The sequence below is a fragment of the Pseudomonas sp. Sample_16 genome, from assembly GCF_004307665.1.
Taxonomy (GTDB): Bacteria; Pseudomonadota; Gammaproteobacteria; order Pseudomonadales; family Pseudomonadaceae; genus Aquipseudomonas.
Window position 1 is genome coordinate 32,419 of the sequence record NZ_RCOB01000105.1, and the last position, 20,577, is coordinate 52,995.

Here is a 20,577-nt window from a genome sequence, read left to right on the forward strand (position 1 = left end):
CCGTCATCGCTGGCAAGCCAGCTCCCACAGTTTGATCTGTGTCGGTTTCGAGATTTGCGTTCATTTACGGGCTAGCATTGGCCCATGCCTTCATCACTGTTCTTCGTTTCGGATCGCCCACCATGACTGCCCATCGAATTGGTTTCCTGATTTGGCCCAGCACTAAAGCCCTGACGCTTGCGCTGGCTGAGGAGGCCTTGCGTGTTGCTCAGCGTGTGCATCCGGACGTCGTCTACGAGTTGTCGTTCCTGCAAGCCGAACCGCCGGCCGAAGGCCAATGGCAATTGCCCGGCGAAGCCTGGACCGGCAAGCTCGAAAACTTTCAGAAATTGTTCCTGCTCGCTGACGAGCCGCCGACTACCCTGGCGCCGGCGCTCAGCAGCGCGCTCAAGCAACTGGTGCGTGCCGGTTGCGTGATTGGCGGTCTCTCGGCCGGTGTTTATCCGTTGGCGCAACTGGGTTTGCTCGATGGTTACCGCGCCGCCGTGCACTGGCGCTGGCAAGACGATTTTGCCGAGCGTTTCCCGAAGGTCATCGCCACCAGTCATTTGTTTGACTGGGATCGCGATCGCCTGACCGCGTGTGGCGGCATGTCGGTGCTTGATCTGCTGCTGGCGGTGCTGGCCCGTGACCACGGTGCTGAACTGGCCGGTGCGGTGTCGGAAGAACTGGTGGTCGAACGCATTCGCGAGGGTGGAGAACGCCAGCGCATTCCGTTGCAAAACCGCCTCGGCTCCAGCCATCCGAAGCTCACCCAGGCAGTGTTGCTGATGGAAGCCAACATCGAAGAGCCGCTGACCACCGACGAAATCGCCCAGCACGTGTGCGTGTCCCGTCGGCAGTTGGAGCGGATTTTCAAGCAATACCTCAATCGCGTACCAAGCCAGTATTACCTGGAACTGCGCCTGAACAAGGCCCGGCAAATGTTGATGCAAACCAGCAAGTCGATCATCCAGATCGGCCTGTCGTGCGGCTTCTCCTCCGGCCCGCATTTCTCCAGCGCCTACCGCAACTTCTTTGGCGCCACGCCGCGGGAAGATCGCAACCAGCGGCGCAGCAGCAGTCCGTTCGAATTGTCGTCGGTGCCTTCAGAGCGCGGGTGACACGTTCACATCGATGCCTGGGCGATTTGTCCGGGCGCGATCGCGCTGTCACTCCTCGACCTCACTCTCGCCAGAAGAGGACGTCTCTATTTCGGCGCGGTCGACGACTCCATCAATGCCAAAAGACTCGCCGGTTCGTCGATAGTACGCGATGAATCGTTGCAGGCTTTCTTCGGAGAAGGGGTTCCCGCCGAGCTTGATTTTCCTGGCGACCCCCACAGGCAGTTCGAGAATGTCGCTGGGGATTTCACTGATCGCGTTGTCAGTAAGGTTCGCCACTTGCAACGTTGTACGAGTCAGCAGGCCCGGCGGAATCTCGCTGATACCTGTGTCATACAGCATCAGGGTCTTCAGTCTCGGCATTTGACTGATGTCGGCAGGTAGGCCCAGTGGGTTGCCGCCCAGAACCAGATGTTCGATGTTCTCCATGCCCGCCAGTGCCGCCTGTGTTTGCGAGGTCAGCGTGATCAGGCAATCGGTCAGCACCAGTGTCTTCAGCTCGCTCATATTGAATACAGGGCTGGGAACCGTGCTCAGGGCAAAGTCGCTGATGGTCAGGTTCTGCAAGTTGGGGAAGCAGCGTAAAAAGCCCTCGGGACGCGATGTCGCTTTGTTTTCGCCGTCCATTTGCAGGCGTGAGACGTGTTTGAATTGCGCGCTCAGTTGGGGCAGGTCGCCATTGATGACCTCGTCGGTGTACAGCTCATAGTGCGGTTCACCTGCCGCATTCACGCCTTCCATATCGGATTCACGACGCCAGCACTGCTCTACGGTTTCCTTGAACGCGTCGCGGGCCAAGTGTTCTTCTGTGAGCTGTGCGTTGGTAAAAGGCTGACCTGTTTGCGGATGCACGGCGGGCAGGTCTGAGGTCCATGCGGCCAGATCGTTGCGCAACGTGGTGTACTCGGTTTCCAGGCGCGTCAGTTCAGTGCGGCCGGCCTCCAGGTTGCCGGGTTGCAGGTAGATGAAATCGCTGGCTTCCTCCCTGTCCAGAAGTGGGTATAAAACTTGGACTCGATCGATATCAGCCGGGGCGGCCATGACACCGAAGTCCTGGAGGGTCCGTTGGAAATAGCTCTTGATCTGTTCGCGAATCGCCAATGTGAGTGGATTATTGCCAAAGTCCATGCCCTTGCTGATGCGCGAGGGGAGATTGAAAAAGTCCGGGTCAAGATCGGTTATCTGGTTGTCATTGAGGATTGCAGTACGCAGTGACTGATGCCCCAGCAAACCTTCCGGAACGTTGCTGATACCCGTATTGGAAAGATCGATGTAGTTGAGTTCAGACATCCCCTGCAATCGGGGGGCAAGACCCAGAGGGTTGCCGTAGAGATCCAGTGTCACCAGGTTGCTGAGGGAAGAAAGTGTCGCTTGTGTATCCGGCGTCAGTACGATGCCGCAGTCGCTCAGCAGTAGTTGATTGAGCCTGGGCATGCTGGACAGCGCTGGCGGGAGTTCGCCCAGGGCAACGTTTCTGAGTTCGAGGCGGGCAAGCCCGGTGAAGTGTTGGAGGAAACCCATGATGCCTTGCGGCGCGCCGCTGTTGGTCATCGATAGCGTTGAAATGCGGCTGAAATCTGCGCTGATGGTCGGCAGTTCTCCCACGATCGGCTTGACGAAACTCAACAGATATTCGACGTCGGCAGGGTCGTCGGTAATGCTGGCAGTGATCTGCCGTCGCCAGCCTCTCTGCAGCTCATACCTGAACGCGGCACGGTTCTCCCGGTTTTCCGCCAGCTGCGCGACGCTCAACCTGTTACCGGTTTGAGGGTCGAGGTGGGGCGCCTGATTGACCCAGTCCTGCAAATCATTGTTCAGTTGCCCGTACTCACCTTGCAGGCGGGCGAGTTCCGCATGAGCACCGGCGGGGCGGGTGTGCAGGTAATCGATGACTTCCAGCACTTCTTGCGGGTTGAGTGCCGGCCAGAGTTGGCGAACCCTGCGTACCAGATCCGGCTGGCCTGACGGGAGTTGATCGTAGCCGTCGGCGCCTCCAAGCAGGCGCATGGTCGCCGGGTCATAGGCCGGTTTGAGTATTGGATTGTCCTCCAGAATGTTGCGTAATTCGCCGCGCTCCAGCGAATGTTCGCGCAGCGCGTGTTCAAGTTTTTCGCCTTGATGGATGTTGATCTTCAGTGCGTTTCGCTCCGCGTCGGGCAGGGCATGAAGAATGGCCCGACTCAGTTCTGTTGCGCCGCTCAGGCTCAAGCCCTCGTCGTCGTAGGCTTCGTATCGACCATCTTCGCGCCGTACCAGCACTTTGCGGATGGCGGCGTCCTGTTTGCCAATGCGGGTGCGGGTGCGGCCGTTATAGGCGTAGTCCTGAATGTCTATACGGATTTCGGATGTCCAGCCTGGCAGGCGCTCAAGTGAATGGAGGCGCAGCAGATCGGTGTCCGGATTATCAAGCGATGGCAGATCAAGTCCTTCGTAGGCTCGCGTCAGCCGTACTTCTTGCATCGCCCAGCGGGCAAGGTCCTTGAGGCGTTTGGGTACTTCGCCGGTTTGCAGCAGTTGCAGTTCGGGGCTCGTGGCGCTATCGATCAATTCGCTCGCCACGCTCAGCGGCAGCCCCGTGGTGGTGTCGATCAGTTTTTGAACCAAGGCATTCTGGGGGCGTTCAAGAGCGCGGTATCGACTGTCGAACAGTGATGCTCGTTGTCGGGCGGCGGTCTGGGCGAGTTTCTGTCTCAATGAAGTGGCGCGTGCGTCAAGCGAGAGAGAGGGCGCATGTCGATGTTCTTCCAGAAGGGTTTTTTGCTCGCTTTCATTCAGCTGGGCAAGCACGCTTTTGAGCACGTCACCCTCGATCAAGCGACCTTCCTGAACCTCAATGCCTGAGTGTGCCGCCGTTGTGGTTTCCCAGACGATGTTGCCCCGGGCATCAAGCAGGCTGATGCCTATGCTGTCGGGCCACAGGAAATGCTCGGTGAGCAATTGCAGTTGGGTTTGGGAATCAGCCTTTGAATACTGTTCGTGACGCCCGCTGTTGAGGCGGTCGATAAACGTTTGCAGGTCTTTATCGAGGTTGAGGCGCTTGAGGGTATCGGCCAGTAAGGACGGAATGGGTTCGTGCTCGACATGCATTCTGCGCAGGGTGTTCTCATGTAAACCGCTGGCCTTGAGTGCGCGTTCGCGTTCGGCGGGAGACAGCTTTTCGCTCAGGTGACCCAAGCGCTGCAATAGGGTGTTTTTGTCCCACTCCAGTGGTCGGTCGAGTTCTGTCTGCCAGGCGCCGCTGCCGTTGTGCTTGAGCGCGGGGCTGTAGGCATCGGGGCGGCTGGGATGCTCGATACGGTAGTCGCCGGTTGGCTCCTGTCTGACGGCGAAGCGTTTGCCCTCGATGCGGGCGATGGTTTTGCCGTTGTGTTGATGCAGGCCTGACGTGTCGGGAACCGATTGCCGGGGCAGCGGCGCGGCCTGTTCATAAGGGCTCAGGTCGGGTTTCCAGTAAAGGGTCTTTCCATTGGCTGCCTGCACCGGTTTGAACCGGTCAATGAAGGCGATGACCTCTGCGGGCAGAGCCTTGCGAAACTCGCCTGCGGCAACGACCCCACCTGCGGCGAAGGCCCCCAACTGGATCAATGTCTCAACCACTGTCATCAGGTGCTCGAAGGCTTCGATGGTCTGCCCTTGCGCCCAGTCGATAATCCCTTCAAAGGCATCGTTGACCAATTGATAAGCCATGTAAGCCAGCATCAATTCGCCCACAAACGGCACAAAAGGCAGGGCGACGAAAGCGGCGAGCTGCACAATGGCGGACAGCACGCCGGTAAAGGAGTCCCAGAGTGCCCAGCGAGCCTTTTGGTCTGCCATTGCGGTAGACACCGCGATGACCCGGGCGTCGTTGAGAATTTTGTTCAACTGCGCGCGGTAGAGATGGGGCCATGGGCCGCGATGGATCGGCGTGACAGAAAATTGCAGATTGGGCCGCTCTGTCGGCGTTTCACGCCATGATGGCAGCGCTTCACCGTAGTGGCGTTGATGCCAGGTGACATGGCTCAGGCGATCGGCCAGGTTGCCAAAGAAATGCCCGCGGTCTTCGTGAGCGACAAAACGACTGAAAAATTGTTGGTAATCCGGGGTGCGCAGTTGGCGAGTGAGGGTTTGCATCAGCTCGGCCGTCGAGGTGTACTCCTTGATCGGGTGCTCCGGGTCATCGGGGATGTAGGCCACGACCCGTGCGACATTGCGTGCGCGTTCAAGGTTAGGTGCAAACACGACGATGCCGGTCAGCCTGGCGGACATGATCGTCAAGTCGTGGCACAGCAGGGGCTCGTTTCCAAGTTTGATACCTTGATTGCCTTCAGCCAGCGCCTGGATCAGTTGAAAGAAGTCGTCCTGAATGTCGCCGTTCATGCGAGCCAGATGCAGCGCGGCCTTCAATGCGGCTTTCTGGCTGGCCTCGACCCTGGAGCGCAGCACAGTCGCCGCCAGCGGGTTGGAAATCCCGAGATTATCCTCCAGGTAGGTGCGGTATTGGCCGCCGATGTCCAGTTCACGACATAACCGGGTAAAGGCCTGCACCGTGATCGTCTGCTTGAGCGCGGGCAAGGTATCGAACTGCCCGGTCGAGGACGGCTCAGTGATGAACGTCGAGTCGGGCTCGTAGGCATCCTTGTGGGTTTCCTGTTCTTCAAAGTTATGCAGTGCCGCATTCAACAGCGACACGGTCCAGGTGCGAGCGGCGCCTGACTTGATCGGAAACCAGGGAATGGTCGCGGGAATGTACAGGCGCAAGAACGTGCCTTTGACGTCCACGTCCAGTCCGAATCGTGCTTTCAGAGCGTTTTTGAGCAGTGGTTCAGCAAAAGCGTAGGCGTCCTGCAGGTTTTCCAGTGTGCGGTCGACTCGGTTTTGTGCGGTCCAGTGCGCGGCATTCAGCCGTCCGAGTTCAGCGTGTTGCGCAGCCGGCGCCGCGCGCAAACCACTCGTCAGTATCGGGCGTGCGCTCTTCAGCGCCAGGCGTCTGGCCGATGATGCGTTCCCGAGCCAGTGGGGAATCGTATGGGTGAGAGGCGGGCAGTGAGTGTCGGTGTGGGCGATATACGTTGCGTCAGCAGAGGCTGTCCGCGTTTGCTCGTCGGGTAATTGCATCTTGCAGGTCCATTAGCGCTCAAAGAGCGTCAAGGGAAACAGGCTGCATCGTTTCCGGTGCGGTACATATTTATTGCGCAGGCATTCATCTCTCGCCAATCCTGCCGCAAATCGGCGCCAGCAGTTTAAACTGCGCCTTTGCGACCCTATATGTCGCATTGCCGTAAACCCGGGAAAATCCGGGGTTTGCGCTATAAGAAGTTGTCGCTTGGCGGCAAGGCCGGGCTGAAAACTGTCCTTACAATCCTCACCAAGCTCGCCAGTTTCAGGCGAGTGTTTTCTCTTCAGGAGACTCCGATGTCCGTTGAGCACGCTGCGGTACAACGCGCCGATTTCGATCAGGTAATGGTTCCCAACTATGCGCCTGCCGCATTCATTCCTGTGCGTGGCGCCGGTTCCCGCGTTTGGGACCAGTCCGGTCGCGAGCTGATCGACTTCGCCGGCGGGATTGCCGTGAACGTATTGGGCCATGCGCACCCGGCGCTGGTCGGTGCCTTGACCGAGCAGGCGAACAAGCTGTGGCACGTGTCCAACGTGTTCACCAATGAGCCGGCCCTGCGCCTGGCCCATAAGTTGGTCAACGCCACATTTGCCGAGCGTGCTTTCTTCTGCAACTCCGGCGCCGAAGCCAACGAGGCCGCCTTCAAGCTGGCCCGTCGTGTCGGTTTCGACCGTTTCGGCAGCGAGAAGTACGAAATCATCGCCGCGCTCAACAGCTTCCACGGCCGTACCCTGTTCACCGTTAACGTCGGTGGCCAGTCGAAGTACTCCGACGGTTTCGGTCCGAAAATCACCGGTATCACCCATGTGCCGTACAACGATTTGGCCGCGCTCAAAGCCGCCATTTCCGACAAGACTTGCGCGGTAGTGCTGGAGCCGATCCAGGGCGAAAGCGGTGTGATCCCGGCCGAACTCGAATACCTGCAAGGTGCCCGCGACCTTTGCACCGCGCACAACGCGCTGCTGATCTTTGACGAAGTGCAAACCGGCATGGGCCGTACTGGCCACCTGTTCGCCTACCAGCATTACGGCGTGATTCCGGACATCCTCACCAGCGCCAAGAGCCTGGGCGGCGGGTTCCCGATCGCGGCCATGCTGACCACCGAAGACCTGGCCAAACACTTGGTTGTCGGCACCCACGGCACCACTTACGGCGGTAACCCGCTGGCTTGCGCTGTCGCGGAAGCGGTGATCGACGTGATCAACACCCCGCAAGTGCTGGCCGGCGTCAAGGCCAAGCACGACAAGTTCAAGGCACGCCTTGAACAGATCGGCGAAAAGTACGGCCTGTTCACCAAGGTCCGCGGCATGGGCCTGTTGATCGGTTGCGTGCTGAGCGATGCCTGGAAAGGCAAGGCCAAGGACATTTTCAACGCCGCTGAACAAGAAGGCCTGATGGTCCTGCAAGCCGGCCCGGACGTGGTGCGTTTCGCCCCGAGCCTGGTGGTCGAAGACGCCGACATCGATGCCGGCCTGGACCGCTTCGAACGTGCCGCGGCAAAACTGACGCAAGCCTGATAGACCCTTCGACGCCTGACGATTCAGGCGTCGAACCCAATTTTATATGCCGGGCACATTCCCTGTGGGAGCGGGCTTGCCCGCGATGAGGGCCTGGCAGCCGACTTCATTGTTATCTGACAGGACGCCATCGCGGGCAAGCCCGCTCCCACAGGATTCGGGCATGTTTTCTATAGATATCTTAAGAGAAAAGGAGTGACACCATGCTGGTGATGCGCCCCGCGCAAATGGCTGATCTGGGCGAGGTACAGCGTCTGGCTGCGGACAGCCCGATTGGTGTCACTTCCTTGCCGGATGACGTTGAACGCCTGAGCGACAAGATCGCCGCGAGCGAAGCCTCGTTCGCTGCCGAAGTGAGCTTCAACGGTGAAGAAAGCTATTTCTTCGTTCTCGAAGACAGTGCCACCGCAAAACTGGTCGGCTGCTCGGCCATCGTGGCTTCGGCCGGTTATTCCGAGCCGTTCTACAGCTTCCGCAACGAAACGTTCGTACACGCCTCTCGCGAGCTGAAGATCCACAACAAGATCCATGTGCTCTCGCAGTGCCACGACCTGACCGGCAATAGCTTGCTGACCAGTTTCTACGTGCAGCGTGAACTGGTGGGTTCGCCTTGGGCCGAGCTCAATTCCCGTGGCCGCTTGCTGTTTGTCGCCAGTCACCCGGAGCGTTTTGCCGATTCAGTGGTAACCGAAATCGTCGGTTACAGCGATGAAAACGGCGACTCGCCATTCTGGGACGCCATCGGTCGCAACTTCTTCGACCTCAACTACGCTGAGGCCGAGCGCTTGTGCGGCTTGAAGAGCCGTACGTTCCTCGCCGAACTGATGCCGCATTACCCGATCTATGTGCCGCTGCTGCCGGACTCCGCGCAAGAAGCGATGGGCCAGGTGCACCCACGGGCGCAGATCACCTTCGACATCCTGATGCGCGAAGGCTTCGAGACCGATCACTACATCGACATTTTCGACGGCGGCCCGACCCTGCATGCCCGCGTCTCGGGGATCCGTTCGATCGCCCAGAGCCGCGTCGTGCCGGTGAAAATCGGCGAGCCGGTCAAAGGTGTCGGTCGTCAGTACCTGGTGGCCAATGCCCAGTTGCAGGATTACCGCGCCGTGATGCTCGAGCTCGACTACGCGCCGGGCAAACCCGTGACCCTGGATCTGGAAGCGGCCGAAGCCCTGGGCGTCGGCGAAGGTGCGAGCGTGCGCCTGGTGGCGGTTTAACGCCTGCCTGGCCTGAATGCTTGCAAGAAAAGCAGCGAAGTTTCACGGGTGGCGCAAGCGGCCCGTTTGAGGAGATAGCATGATCGTTCGTCCCGTACGCAGCAGCGATTTACCCGCTCTGATCGACCTGGCCCGCAGCACTGGCACCGGCCTGACCACTTTGCCGGCCAACGAAGAACGTCTGGCCCATCGTGTCGGCTGGGCCGAAAAGACGTTCCGCGGCGAAGCAGGGCGGGGCGATGCGGACTACCTGTTCGTGCTCGAAGACGACGACGGCCGCGTGGTGGGTATTTCCGCCATCGCCGGTGCCGTCGGTCTGCGCGAGCCGTGGTACAACTTCCGCGTCGGCCTGACGGTGAGCGCCTCGCAAGAGCTGAACATCTATCGTGAGATCCCGACGTTGTTCCTGGCCAACGACCTGACGGGTAACTCCGAGCTGTGCTCGCTGTTCCTGCACGCCGATTACCGCAGTGGCCTCAACGGTCGCATGCTGTCCAAGGCGCGGATGCTGTTCATCGCCGAATTCCCGCAACTGTTCGGCAACAAGATCATCGCCGAGATGCGTGGCGTTTCCGATGAAGCCGGGCGTTCGCCGTTCTGGGAAAGCCTGGGTCGACACTTCTTCAAAATGGAGTTCAGCCAGGCGGATTACCTGACCGGCGTGGGCAACAAAGCGTTCATCGCCGAACTGATGCCGAAGTTCCCGCTGTACACCTGCTTCCTGTCGCCGGATGCGCGCAACGTGATCGGTCAGGTTCACCCCGACACCGAGCCTGCATTGTCGATGCTCAAGAGCGAAGGTTTCAGCTACCAGGGCTACGTCGACATCTTCGACGCCGGCCCGGCCATCGAATGCGAAACCGGAAAGATCCGCGCCGTGCGCGACAGCCAGGCGCTGGTGCTGGCCATCGGCACGCCGGGTGACGACGCCACGCCGTTCATCATTCACAACCGCAAACGCGAAGACTGTCGGATCACGGCCGCGCCGGCACGTCTGGCCGCCGGTACGCTGGTGGTCGATCCGCAGACCGCCAAACGTCTTCAACTCAACGCAGGCGATCAAGTGCGCGCCGTGGCGTTGTCCGCTGCCCGGGAGTCGAAACAATGAAGTCGCTATACATCGCAGGTGAATGGCTGGCAGGCCAGGGTGAAACCTTTGAGTCGCTCAACCCGGTGACCCAGCAAGTGCTGTGGTCCGGCAGCGGCGCCACCGTTGATCAAGTGGAATCGGCCGTGCAAGCCGCACGGCAGGCGTTTCCGGATTGGGCGCGTCGCTCGCTGCAAGAGCGTATTTCGGTACTGGAAGCCTTCGCCGCTGCGTTGAAAAACAACGCCGACGAACTCGCGCGCACCATCGGTGAAGAAACCGGCAAACCGCTGTGGGAAGCCGCGACCGAAGTCACCAGCATGGTCAACAAGATCGCGATCTCGGTGCAGAGCTATCGCGAGCGCACTGGCGAAAAGAGCGGCCCGCTGGGCGATGCCACCGCTGTACTGCGTCACAAGCCACACGGCGTGGTGGCGGTGTTCGGTCCTTACAACTTCCCTGGGCACTTGCCCAATGGTCACATCGTGCCGGCGCTGCTGGCCGGTAACACAGTGCTGTTCAAGCCAAGCGAACTGACCCCTAAAGTCGCCGAACTGACGGTCAAATGCTGGATCGAGGCCGGTTTGCCGGCCGGCGTGTTGAACCTGCTGCAAGGCGCACGCGAAACCGGTATCGCCCTGGCGGCGAACCCGGGCATCGACGGGCTGTTCTTCACCGGTTCCAGCCGCACCGGCAATCACCTGCATCAGCAATTCGCCGGTCGTCCGGACAAGATTCTTGCGCTGGAAATGGGCGGCAACAACCCGCTGGTGGTTGATCAGGTCGCCGACCTCGATGCTGCGGTGTACACCATCATTCAATCGGCTTTCATTTCCGCCGGTCAACGCTGCACCTGCGCGCGCCGCTTGCTGGTGCCGCAAGGCGCATGGGGCGACTCGTTGCTGGCGCGCCTGGTGGCCGTCAGTTCGACGATTGAAGTCGGCGCATTCGATCAGCAACCGGCGCCATTCATGGGCTCGGTGGTTTCCCTCGCTGCCGCGAAAGCGTTGATGGATGCACAAGAACATCTGCTGGCCAATGGCGCCGTGGCACTGTTGGAAATGACTCAGCCACAGGCGCAGTCGGCGTTGTTGACCCCCGGCATCCTCGATGTGAGCGCTGTGGCCGATCGTCCTGACGAAGAGCTGTTTGGCCCGTTGCTGCAAGTGATCCGCTACGCTGATTTTGAAGCGGCGATCGCTGAAGCCAACGACACCGCCTACGGTCTGGCCGCCGGCCTGTTGTCGGACTCCGAAGCGCGTTACCAGCAGTTCTGGCTGGAAAGCCGCGCCGGTATCGTCAACTGGAACAAGCAACTGACCGGCGCCGCGAGCAGCGCGCCATTCGGCGGCGTCGGCGCCTCGGGCAACCACCGCGCCAGCGCCTATTACGCGGCGGATTACTGCGCGTACCCGGTGGCCTCGCTGGAAACCCCGAGCCTGGTGTTGCCTGCCGCTCTCACGCCTGGCGTGAAGATGGTGTAACGCCCAATCGCGGGCAAGCCCGCTCCCACAAGTCGGTGGCGTTCACACATCTTGTGTACGACGCAGTCACTGTGGGAGCTGGCTTGCCAGCGATGGCCACACCTCGGTCTCAAAGAATGTACTGAAGCCATAACAACAGATTCTCGTGGAGCCTCGCTGATGAAATCCTATGAAGTCAATTTTGACGGTCTAGTGGGGCCGACCCATAACTACGGCGGCCTGTCCTACGGCAACGTCGCGTCCCAGAGCAACAGCCAGCAGTCTTCCAATCCCAAGGAAGCCGCGCTGCAAGGCCTGGCGAAGATGAAAGCGCTGATGGAAATGGGTTTCCAGCAGGGCGTGCTGGCGCCACAAGAGCGCCCGGACGTGGCGGCATTGCGTCGCCTGGGTTTTGCCGGTACCGACGCCCAGGTCATTGAGCGTGCTGCGAAGGAAGCCATGCCATTGCTGGTCGCCAGTTGCTCGGCGTCGAGCATGTGGGTAGCCAACGCCGCCACCGTCAGCCCGAGCGCCGACACGGCTGACGGTCGTGTGCATTTCACCGCCGCCAACCTCAACTGCAAATATCACCGCAGCATCGAACACCCGACCACCAGCCGCGTGCTGGGTGCGATGTTCGCCGACCAGAACCACTTCGCTCATCACGCCGCGTTGCCGGCCGTGGCGCAGTTCGGTGACGAAGGCGCGGCCAACCACACGCGTTTCTGCCGCGAGTACGGCGAAGCCGGCGTCGAGTTCTTCGTGTTCGGCCGCAGTGCGTTCGATACCCGCTACCCGGCACCGCAGAAATACCCGGCACGCCAGACGCTCGAAGCGTCCCAGGCCGTGGCCCGCTTGCATGGCTTGAGCGATGACGGCGTGGTGTATGCCCAGCAGAATCCATCGGTGATCGACCAGGGCGTGTTCCACAACGACGTGATCGCCGTAGGCAACGGCGAAGTGCTGTTCTATCACGAGGACGCTTTCCTCGAGACGGACAAGATGCTCGCCGAATTGCAGAGCAAACTCGCCAAAGTCGGTGGGAAATTTCAGTCCGTGTGTGTTCCGCGTTCCGCGGTAAGCGTGGAAGACGCCGTTCGGTCCTACCTGTTCAATAGCCAACTGCTGTCGCGACCTGACGGCTCGATGCTGTTGATCGTGCCGGAAGAATGCCGTGGCAATGAGCGCGTCTGGCAGTACTTGCAGGGTTTGACCAGCTCCGGCGGCCTGATCCGCGAAGTAAAAGTCTTCGATCTCAAGCAAAGCATGCAGAACGGTGGCGGCCCTGCTTGCCTGAGGTTGCGTGTCGCGCTCAACGAAACCGAACTGGCGGCGGTCAATCCAGGCGTTATCATGACGGCACCGTTGTACGGCACTCTGACCGAATGGGTCGAGAAGCACTACCGCGACCGCATGACCGAAAACGATCTGGCGGACCCGCAATTGCTGCTTGAGTGCCGGACGGCACTGGATGAACTGACGCAAATCCTTAAACTGGGCGCGGTTTATCCATTCCAGATCAATTGATCGACGGCGCGCTGCCGCGCATGACGGCGCGCCGCTTCATCTCAAACGAGAGCGAAAACACATGAGCGATACCCTGCAGCTGATCCTTGAAGACACCGACGGCACGCAACTGGAAACTTCCTGCACCCGCGTTGCGGTCCTGTGGCAAGGCAAAGAGCTGTGGATCCAGCAAGACGGCCGCGGCCAATTGCTGATCGGCGTGGACGTCGAAGAAGGTGACGCCGAATACGCGAACCTGCTGCTGCGCCCATTGGCGACTAATCTGGTAAGTCTGCAACTGGAAATGGAACCGGCTGAACCTGGCGACGACGAGGATCATGTTCACGGCCCGGATTGCAATCACGACCACTAAGGAAACAGCTCTATGCTCGCCCTCGGCAAACTGCTTGAACTGACCCTCGCCGGCCGCGAACCGGCGGAGAAGACTCAACTGACTGTCGAAGGCGTGCGCATGCGCTGGCTGAGCGAAGGGGCGCTGGAAGTCCGGCCCCCTGAAGCTCGCGACAACGGCCTGGACCTGCTGCTGTCGGCGGGGATCCATGGCAACGAAACAGCGCCGATCGAGTTGCTCGATCGCCTGTTGCACGACATTGCCCGCGGCGACCTCAAGCCGCGTGCAAGAATTCTGTTCCTGTTCGGCAACCCGGAAGCGATTCGCAAGGGCGAGCGTTTCGTCGAGCAGGACGTCAATCGACTGTTCAACGGTCGTCACGAACAAAGCAGCGGCTCCGAAGCGCTGCGCGCCTGTGAGCTCGAACGGCTGGCGGCAAGTTTCTTCAGCCTGCCGGATCGCCAGCGTCTGCACTACGACCTGCACACTGCGATTCGCGGTTCGAAAATCGAGCAGTTCGCCTTGTATCCGTGGAAGGAAGATCGCCAGCATTCGCGCCAGGAACTGGCCCGGCTGCGTGCCGCCGGCATGGAAGCGGTGCTGTTGCAGAACAAGCCGTCCATCGTCTTCAGCTCCTATACCTACGACAAACTCGGTGCCGAGTCCTTCACCCTTGAACTGGGCAAGGCTCGGCCGTTCGGGCAGAACGACGGGGTGAACGTCTCCCGGCTGGAAACCCGTCTCAAACAGATCATCGAAGGCACCGAGCCTGATTTGGCGGCGCAGGTGCTGGACGGTTTGCAGCTGTTCAGCGTGGCACGGGAAATCATCAAGCACAGCGACAGCTTCCGGCTTAACCTGCCAGCGGATATCGAGAATTTTTCGGAACTGGAAGTGGGTTACCTGTTGGCCGAAGACATCGCCAACACCCGTTGGATCATCGAAGAAGAGGGCGCCCGGATCATCTTCCCGAACCCCAAGGTGAAGAACGGGCTGCGCGCCGGCATCCTGATCGTGCCGACCAGCGACGAAAACCTCGCCTGACGTTCGCGCAATGATCGTTCCCACGCTCCCGCGTGGGAATGCCTCAATGGACGCTCTGCGTCCGCCATTGCATGTGACGCGGAGCGTCACGGGCTGCATTCCCACGCAGAGCGCAGGAACGATCAATTTAGCCTTTAAACAGCTACCGCACGCGGCTCAGTACGACGCAACGCACGGATCTTGCTCAACGTGTCGGCACACGTCTTCGCCGCTTCCTGGCCTTTGTGCACAAAATGCTCGAAGAAGAACTTGTGATGCAGTTCTTCACCGGCATGGAAGTGGTGCGGGGTCAAAGACACCGAGAATACTGGCACTTCGGTTTCCAGTTGAACCTGCATCAGGCCGCTGACCACCGACTGGGCAACGAACTCGTGGCGATAGATCCCGCCATCGACCACCAGGGCTGCGGCAACGATGCCAGCATAACGACCGGTCTTGGCCAGCAATTTGGCGTGCAGGGGCATTTCAAACGCACCGCCGACTTCGAAGAAGTCGATATCGGATTCCTGATAACCCTGGGCAATCATTTCGGCGACGAAGCCTTTACGGCTCTGATCAACAATATCCTTGTGCCAGCAGGCCTGGATGAACGCTACGCGCTCGCCCTGATGGTGTTTGCTCTTGCTATCGATTGCGGTGGGTTGCATGTTCTGACTCCTGTTTGTGTAAAAAACAGGGCATATGAATCGAATGGGATTTAAGGGTATGCGCGCCGACGTGAGTGTCTGCGGGCAGCCCTTTGGCGCCAATCCCGTTCTCTCTTCATCCGGACTATGACCGTCGGCCCCGGGATCACACCGGGTCTGCTGACCTTGCTGTCAGGCACCGCCGAAGCCGTGCTGCCATCAAGCGCTCGCGGGCTATGCGCATTGCGCGCAATTACCGCCGGTGGGGAGTTGCACCCCGCCCTGAGAACGTTTTTGCCGCCGTAAAGTTTGGCGGCGCAGCGTTTTTAACACATATTTCCTGCGTGCGCATCGGTGCTTTTGGATGATTGTTATCGAGTATTTCGCTGTATTAGTGGGCAATATCCTTGCGCCAGGGTTGAATATTCATTGGCATGACCGCAGTAATTCTTTCTGAAAGGGATTTCCCCTGCTTACCGAGGCCAGATTCATGAGCGTTATCGATCTTCGCAGCGACACAGTCACCCAACCCACCGCCGGCATGCTCGACGCGATGGCCACTGCCGCCACGGGGGATGACGTTTATGGTGAAGATCCGACCGTCAACCGTCTTGAAGCCGAACTGGCCCAGCGCCTCGGTTTTGCCGCAGCCCTGTTTGTGCCGACCGGCACCATGAGCAATCTGTTGGGCCTGATGGCCCATTGCGAGCGCGGCGACGAATACATCGTCGGACAGCAGGCCCATACCTATAAGTACGAAGGAGGCGGTGCAGCCGTTCTCGGTTCGATCCAGCCGCAACCGCTGGAAGTGCAGGCCGATGGCTCGCTGGATCTGAATCAGGTCGCCGCCGCCATCAAACCCGATGATTTCCACTTCGCCCGTACTCGCTTGCTGGCGCTGGAAAACACCATGCAGGGCAAGGTGCTGCCTCTGGAGTATCTGGCTCGGGCTCGCCGTTTTACCCGTGAGCATGGGCTGCAACTGCATCTGGACGGAGCGCGGTTGTACAACGCAGCGGTCAAACTCGGCGTCGACGCCCGGGAAATCGCTCAGCATTTCGACTCCGTCTCCGTCTGCCTGTCCAAAGGCTTGGGGGCGCCGGTCGGTTCGGTGTTGTGCGGCTCGGTCGAGTTGGTCGGCAAGGCCCGGCGCCTGCGCAAGATGGTCGGTGGCGGGATGCGTCAGGCCGGGATTCTGGCGGCAGCAGGCCTGTATGCCCTGGATCACAACGTTCAGCGCTTGGCTGACGATCACGCCAATGCGCAATGGCTGGCCGAAGGCCTGCGCGCGGCAGGTTACGAAGTCGAGCCGGTTCAGACCAACATGGTTTACGTATCGATGGGCGACAAGGCCGAGGTGATCAAGTCTTTTGCTGCTGAGCGAGGTATCAAGCTCAGTGCCGCCGCACGTCTGCGCATGGTCACGCACATGGATATCAGCCAGGCGCAAATCGAGCAGGTCGTCGCGACATTCGTCGACTTTTCCCGTAAGTGATAGCGTTACCGCTCCAATTGACTGTTTCTATCGTATAAACACGCTGTACCCCGCGCGCAGGGCCGATATAATGCGGCCCTTTGCCGTCGCTTCGTCTGTTGACGTTTCGAACAGGCCTTTGGCCGCAGCCTCCGTGGAAGAACCTAATGAAAAGCGCAGAAATCCGTGAAGCCTTCCTTCGCTTCTTCGAAGAGCAAGGCCACACCCGTGTAGCCTCCAGCTCTTTGATTCCGGGCAACGACCCAACCCTGCTGTTCACTAACGCGGGGATGAACCAGTTCAAGGACTGCTTCCTGGGCCAGGAAAAGCGCGCGTACACCCGCGCGGTATCCAGCCAGAAATGCGTGCGCGCCGGCGGCAAGCACAACGACCTGGAAAACGTCGGTTATACCGCCCGTCACCACACCTTCTTCGAAATGCTGGGCAACTTCAGCTTCGGTGACTACTTCAAGCGTGACGCCATCACTTACGCCTGGAACTTCCTGACGTCCGACAAATGGCTGAACCTGCCCAAGGAAAAGCTTTGGGTCACCGTCTACGCCAGCGATGACGAGGCGTACGACATCTGGACCAAGGAAATCGGCGTTCCGGCCGAGCGCATGGTGCGCATCGGCGACAACAAGGGCGCGCCGTACGCTTCCGACAACTTCTGGACCATGGGCGATACCGGCCCGTGCGGACCTTGCACCGAGATTTTCTACGATCACGGCGCCGACATCTGGGGCGGCCCACCGGGTTCGCCGGAAGAAGACGGCGACCGCTACATTGAAATCTGGAACAACGTGTTCATGCAGTTCAACCGCACCGCCGATGGTGTGTTGCACCCGCTGCCAGCACCGTCGGTGGACACCGGCATGGGCCTGGAGCGGATCAGTGCCGTACTGCAGCACGTTCACTCGAACTATGAAATCGACCTGTTCCAGAGCCTGCTGAGCGCTTCGGCCAAGGCCATCGGCTGCACCAACGACGCCCAGGCTTCGTTGAAAGTGGTGGCTGACCACATCCGTTCCTGCGGTTTCCTGATCGCTGATGGCGTATTGCCGTCAAACGAAGGTCGCGGCTATGTACTTCGCCGGATCATCCGTCGCGCTTGCCGTCACGGCAACAAACTGGGCGCCAAGGGCAGCTTCTTCTACCAGATCGTTGCGGCCCTGGTCGCCGAGATGGGCCAAGCGTTCCCGGAACTGAAATCCCAGCAGGCGCACATCGAGCGCGTGCTGAAAGCCGAAGAAGAGCAATTCGCCAAGACCCTGGAACAGGGCCTGAAAATCCTTGAACAGGATCTGGCTGAACTCAAAGGCGACGTGGTGCCGGGCGATGTGGTGTTCAAACTCTACGACACCTACGGTTTCCCGATGGACCTGACCGGCGACATCGCCCGTGAGCGCAACCTGACCCTCGACGAGGCAGGTTTCGAGCGTGAAATGGAAGCCCAGCGCGTGCGTGCGCGTTCCGCCAGTTCCTTCGGCATGGACTACAACAGCCTGGTCAAGGTTGATGTCGATACCGAGTTCACCGGTTATACCGCTCACAGCGGTTCCGCCAAAATCGTTGCTATCTATAAAGACGGGCAATCGGTTGACGTACTGAGCGAAGGCCAGGAGGGCGTGATCGTCCTCGATCAGACGCCGTTCTATGCGGAGTCCGGTGGTCAGATTGGCGATTGCGGCTTCCTGCAAGCCGGTGCTGCACGTTTCGACGTGCGCGACACCACCAAGACCGGTGGTGCGTTCCTGCACCACGGCGTGCTGGATTCGGGCAGCCTGATCGTGGGCGCTCCGGTGGAGACTCATGTCGACGCCGAAGTGCGTCACGCGACTTCGCTGAACCACTCGGCCACTCACTTGCTGCACGCCGCGCTGCGTCAAGTGCTGGGCGATCACGTTCAGCAGAAAGGTTCGTTGGTCGACAGTCAGCGCCTGCGCTTCGACTTCAGCCACTTCGAAGCGATCAAGCCTGAACAGCTGAAAGCGCTGGAAGAAATCGTCAACGCCGAGATTCGCAAGAACTCCGCCGTTGAAACCGAAGAAACCGACATCGAAACCGCCAAGCAGAAAGGCGCCATGGCGTTGTTCGGCGAGAAGTACGGCGACAACGTTCGCGTGCTGAGCATGGGTGATTTCTCCGTCGAGCTGTGCGGCGGTATCCACGCCAACCGTACCGGCGACATCGGCCTGCTGAAAATCATCAGCGAGGGCGGTGTTGCGTCTGGTGTACGTCGTATCGAGGCAGTCACCGGTGCTGCGGCGCTGGCCTACTTGAACGCGGCAGAAGAACAACTCAAGGAAGCGGCCAACCTGGTCAAGGGCAGCCGCGACAACCTGATCGACAAGCTGTCGGCTGTGCTGGAGCGCAACCGTCAGCTGGAAAAGCAACTCGAGCAGTTGCAGGCCAAGGCAGCCAGCGCGGCAGGCGACGATCTGTCGGCTTCGGCTCTGGATGTCAAAGGCGTGAAGGTGCTGTCCGTGCGTTTGGACGGTCAGGACGGCAAAGCGCTGCTGGCGCTGGTCGATCAGCTGAAAAACAAACTCGGCCGCGCAGTGATCCTGCTCGGCAGTGTCCATGAGGAAAAGGTCGTTCTGGTTGCAGGCGTAACCAAAGACCTGACTGGCCAACTCAAAGCCGGTGATTTGATGAAGCAAGCCGCTGCGGCAGTGGGCGGGAAGGGTGGTGGTCGTCCGGATATGGCGCAAGGCGGCGGTACCGACGCCAGCGCTCTGGATACGGCACTGGCTCTGACCGTTCCGTTTGTAGAGCAGGGTCTATAAGGCAGCGCCTCCGGCTCGCAGTCTAGTGGCGGGCCGGAACGCTGTTTGAGTGATTATTTGGGCGCCCTTCATGGGCAGAGGCGGCTTTGAAATGGCTTTGATCGTACAGAAATTTGGAGGCACCTCGGTCGGTACTGTCGAGAGAATCGAGCAGGTCGCCGACAAGGTTAAAAAATTCCGCGATGCCGGCGATGACCTGGTGGTTGTGCTGTCTGCAATGAGCGGCGAAACCAACCGTCTGATCGATCTGGCCAAGCAAATCAGTGGCGGCGATCAACCGGTTCCGCGCGAGCTGGATGTGATCGTTTCCACCGGTGAGCAGGTGACGATTGCCCTGTTGGCCATGGCATTGATCAAGCGCGGTGTGCCTGCGGTGTCCTATACCGGCAACCAGGTGCGGATTCTCACGGATAGCGCGCACAACAAAGCGCGTATCTTGCAGATTGATGACCAGAAGATCCGCGGTGATCTGAAAGCCGGTCGTGTGGTGGTTGTCGCCGGTTTCCAGGGCGTCGATGAGCACGGCAACATTACCACCCTCGGTCGTGGCGGTTCCGATACCACCGGCGTGGCACTGGCAGCAGCCTTGAAGGCTGACGAATGCCAGATCTACACCGACGTCGACGGCGTCTACACCACCGATCCGCGCGTGGTCTCCGTGGCTCAGCGCCTGGACAAGATCACCTTTGAAGAGATGCTGGAAATGGCCAGCCTCGGCTCCAAGGTGCTGCAGATCCGGGCGGTGGAATTCGCTGGCAAGTACAACGTTCCGCTGCGCGTACTGCACAGCTTCAAGGAGGGTCCGGGCACCCTCATTACTATTGATGAAGAGGAAACCATGGAACAGCCGATCATTTCCGGCATCGCTTTCAACCGCGATGAAGCCAAGCTGACCATCCGTGGCGTGCCAGACACCCCGGGCGTAGCATTCAAGATTCTCGGCCCGATCAGCGCCGCGAACATCGAAGTCGACATGATCGTGCAGAACGTAGCGCACGATAACACCACCGACTTCACCTTCACCGTACACCGCAACGACTACCAGGCGGCGCAAACCGTACTGGAAAAGACCGCTGCCGAGATCGGTGCCCGTGAAGTCATCGGCGACACCAAGATCGCCAAGGTGTCGATTGTCGGCGTTGGCATGCGCTCTCATGCGGGCGTCGCCAGTCGCATGTTCGAAGCTCTGGCCAAGGAAAGCATCAACATCCAGATGATCTCGACTTCGGAAATCAAAGTCTCCGTAGTGATCGAAGAGAAATACCTGGAACTGGCTGTGCGCGCTCTGCACACGG

13 protein-coding genes and 1 riboswitch are annotated in these 20,577 nt (G+C 59.8%); of the genes, 11 read left to right on the plus strand and 2 right to left on the minus strand.

The window, feature by feature from the left end:
• The first annotated feature begins 122 nt into the window (after positions 1-122).
• A complete protein-coding gene (argR, locus tag D8U69_RS15170) occupies positions 123-1,103 on the plus strand; it encodes a transcriptional regulator ArgR (protein WP_056852561.1) in 981 nt (326 codons plus the stop codon).
• A gap of 48 nt (positions 1,104-1,151) precedes the next feature.
• On the opposite strand, the gene D8U69_RS15175 is transcribed toward argR, so the two are convergent.
• Positions 1,152-6,200, minus strand: a complete 5,049-nt coding sequence (locus tag D8U69_RS15175) for a DUF6543 domain-containing protein (RefSeq protein WP_130907633.1) — start codon at positions 6,198-6,200, stop codon at positions 1,152-1,154.
• A gap of 297 nt (positions 6,201-6,497) precedes the next feature.
• Here D8U69_RS15175 and D8U69_RS15180 point away from each other — a divergent pair, with 297 nt between their 5' ends.
• From D8U69_RS15180 to astE, 7 genes are all read left to right on the plus strand, one after another.
• A complete protein-coding gene (locus tag D8U69_RS15180; protein WP_056852559.1) occupies positions 6,498-7,718 on the plus strand; it encodes an aspartate aminotransferase family protein in 1,221 nt (406 codons plus the stop codon).
• A gap of 203 nt (positions 7,719-7,921) precedes the next feature.
• The gene (gene aruF / locus D8U69_RS15190) at positions 7,922-8,941 is read left to right on the plus strand and encodes an arginine/ornithine succinyltransferase subunit alpha (protein ID WP_056852558.1); all 1,020 of its coding nucleotides are present in this window, start codon (positions 7,922-7,924) and stop codon (positions 8,939-8,941) included.
• A 79-nt stretch (positions 8,942-9,020) separates the two neighbouring features.
• On the plus strand, positions 9,021-10,049 hold the full coding sequence (astA, locus tag D8U69_RS15195) for an arginine N-succinyltransferase (protein WP_130907634.1): 1,029 nt from the start codon (positions 9,021-9,023) through the stop codon (positions 10,047-10,049).
• A complete protein-coding gene (gene astD, locus D8U69_RS15200) occupies positions 10,046-11,512 on the plus strand; it encodes a succinylglutamate-semialdehyde dehydrogenase (protein ID WP_130907635.1) in 1,467 nt (488 codons plus the stop codon). Before astA ends, astD begins: the two co-directional genes overlap by 4 nt.
• A 159-nt stretch (positions 11,513-11,671) precedes the next feature.
• Positions 11,672-13,018 carry an N-succinylarginine dihydrolase gene (gene astB / locus D8U69_RS15205; RefSeq protein ID WP_056852555.1) on the plus strand — a complete coding sequence of 449 codons (1,347 nt, stop codon included), beginning with the start codon at positions 11,672-11,674 and terminating at the stop codon, positions 13,016-13,018.
• Positions 13,019-13,079: 61 nt separating this feature from the next.
• On the plus strand, positions 13,080-13,370 hold the full coding sequence (locus tag D8U69_RS15210) for a hypothetical protein (protein ID WP_056852554.1): 291 nt from the start codon (positions 13,080-13,082) through the stop codon (positions 13,368-13,370).
• A 12-nt stretch (positions 13,371-13,382) separates the two neighbouring features.
• Positions 13,383-14,393 (plus strand): succinylglutamate desuccinylase, encoded by a 1,011-nt coding sequence (gene astE / locus D8U69_RS15215; protein WP_130907636.1) that lies wholly within the window; start codon positions 13,383-13,385, stop codon positions 14,391-14,393.
• A 134-nt stretch (positions 14,394-14,527) separates the two neighbouring features.
• On the opposite strand, the gene D8U69_RS15220 is transcribed toward astE, so the two are convergent.
• Complete coding sequence (locus tag D8U69_RS15220) at positions 14,528-15,040, minus strand: 6,7-dimethyl-8-ribityllumazine synthase (protein WP_056852552.1); 513 nt, start codon at positions 15,038-15,040, stop codon at positions 14,528-14,530.
• A 102-nt stretch (positions 15,041-15,142) separates the two neighbouring features.
• A riboswitch (FMN riboswitch) is annotated at positions 15,143-15,313 on the minus strand.
• 196 nt (positions 15,314-15,509) lie between these two features.
• Here D8U69_RS15220 and ltaE point away from each other — a divergent pair.
• From ltaE to D8U69_RS15235, 3 genes are all read left to right on the plus strand, one after another.
• Positions 15,510-16,514, plus strand: a complete 1,005-nt coding sequence (gene ltaE / locus D8U69_RS15225; RefSeq protein WP_130906390.1) for a low-specificity L-threonine aldolase — start codon at positions 15,510-15,512, stop codon at positions 16,512-16,514.
• 146 nt (positions 16,515-16,660) lie between these two features.
• A complete protein-coding gene (alaS, locus tag D8U69_RS15230; protein ID WP_130907637.1) occupies positions 16,661-19,282 on the plus strand; it encodes an alanine--tRNA ligase in 2,622 nt (873 codons plus the stop codon).
• Positions 19,283-19,373: 91 nt separating this feature from the next.
• A partial coding sequence (locus tag D8U69_RS15235) for an aspartate kinase (RefSeq protein WP_130907638.1) occupies positions 19,374-20,577 on the plus strand: 1,204 nt, incomplete at its 3' end.